The sequence below is a fragment of the Pseudomonas sp. WS 5079 genome (assembly GCF_012985465.1).
Lineage (GTDB): Bacteria > Pseudomonadota > Gammaproteobacteria > Pseudomonadales > Pseudomonadaceae > Aquipseudomonas.
Genome location: NZ_JAAQWN010000029.1, coordinates 1 through 1,160, shown reverse-complemented (window position 1 = coordinate 1,160; position 1,160 = coordinate 1). Strand labels below are relative to the sequence as shown.

The window sequence follows — 1,160 nt, the reverse complement described above, 5'->3', positions numbered from 1 at the left end:
CTGAGGGGGGCGCTGAGGGTGAGGTCATTATTATTGTCGGGCATGGGCACGGTACTCATCAGGAAACGACAGAAACCAACTCAGTGGGTGCGGGTGACTTTGCTCAGGTGGCGGGGTTGATCCGGGTCCATGCCCCGGGCCTGGGCCAGGCCTGCAGCCATCACATAGAAACTCTGGATTGCCAGGATCGGGTCCAGTGCCGGGTGCTCGGCGCGGCTGAGGGTCAGGTCGCGTTCGGCAATATCGTCAGGCGCGGCCAGCAGCACTCGGGCCCCGCGTTGGCGCATTTCCGTGGCCAGGGTCAGCAGGCCCGGCTGTTCGGCGCCGCGCGGGGCAAACACCAGCAGCGGGTAGTTGTCGTCGATCAACGCCATCGGCCCGTGGCGCACTTCGGCGCTGCTGAAAGCTTCGGCCTGGATCGCCGAGGTTTCCTTGAGCTTGAGTGCGGCTTCCTGGGCGATGGCAAACCCGGCGCCACGGCCGATGACCATCAGGCGCTGGCAATCGCGCAGGGCGTCGATGGCCAGGCTCCAGTCCTGGGTCGCCGCTTCGCGCAGGCCGGCAGGCAGGGCGTGGCAGGCTTCGAGCAGGCCGTCTTCCTGGTTCCAGTGCCCGACCAACTGGGCGCTGGCGCTCAGGGTGGCGATAAAGCTCTTGGTCGCGGCCACGCTGCGTTCGGGGCCGGCGCACAGCGGCACATGGAATTCGCAGGCGGCTTCCAGGGGCGAATCTTCGGCATTGACCATCGACACACTCAAGGCCCCGCGCTTGCGCAGCAGGCGCAGGCTGTTGACCAGGTCCGGGCTCTGCCCCGACTGGGAGAAGCCAAAGGCCGCCTGGCCGCTGACTTTCAGCGGCGCCTGCGCCAGGGTCACCACCGACATCGGCAGCGACGCCACGGGCACGCCCACGTGCTGCATGGTCAGGTAGGCGAAGTAGCTGGCGGCATGGTCCGAACTGCCACGGGCGACGGTCATCGCCACTTGCGGCGGCTGGCGGCGCAGGCGGCCGGCGACCTCGGCCAGCAGCGGGTCGAGGCATTGCAGTTGGGCCGCGACGGCCTCACAGGAGGACAGGGCCTCTTCAAGCATTTTTGAAGTCAATGGTTTCTCCTTCGACCATTACGTCGGTGAGGTGCAGGGAGCGGTCCAGGCGCACGC

1 protein-coding gene is annotated in these 1,160 nt (G+C 67.2%); it reads right to left on the bottom strand.

What is annotated here, in order from left to right:
* Nucleotides 1-80: 80 nt before the first annotated feature.
* The gene (locus HBO05_RS29015) at nucleotides 81-1,103 is read right to left on the bottom strand and encodes an SIS domain-containing protein (protein WP_169956649.1); all 1,023 of its coding nucleotides are present in this window, start codon (nucleotides 1,101-1,103) and stop codon (nucleotides 81-83) included.
* Nucleotides 1,104-1,160 lie beyond the last annotated feature (57 nt).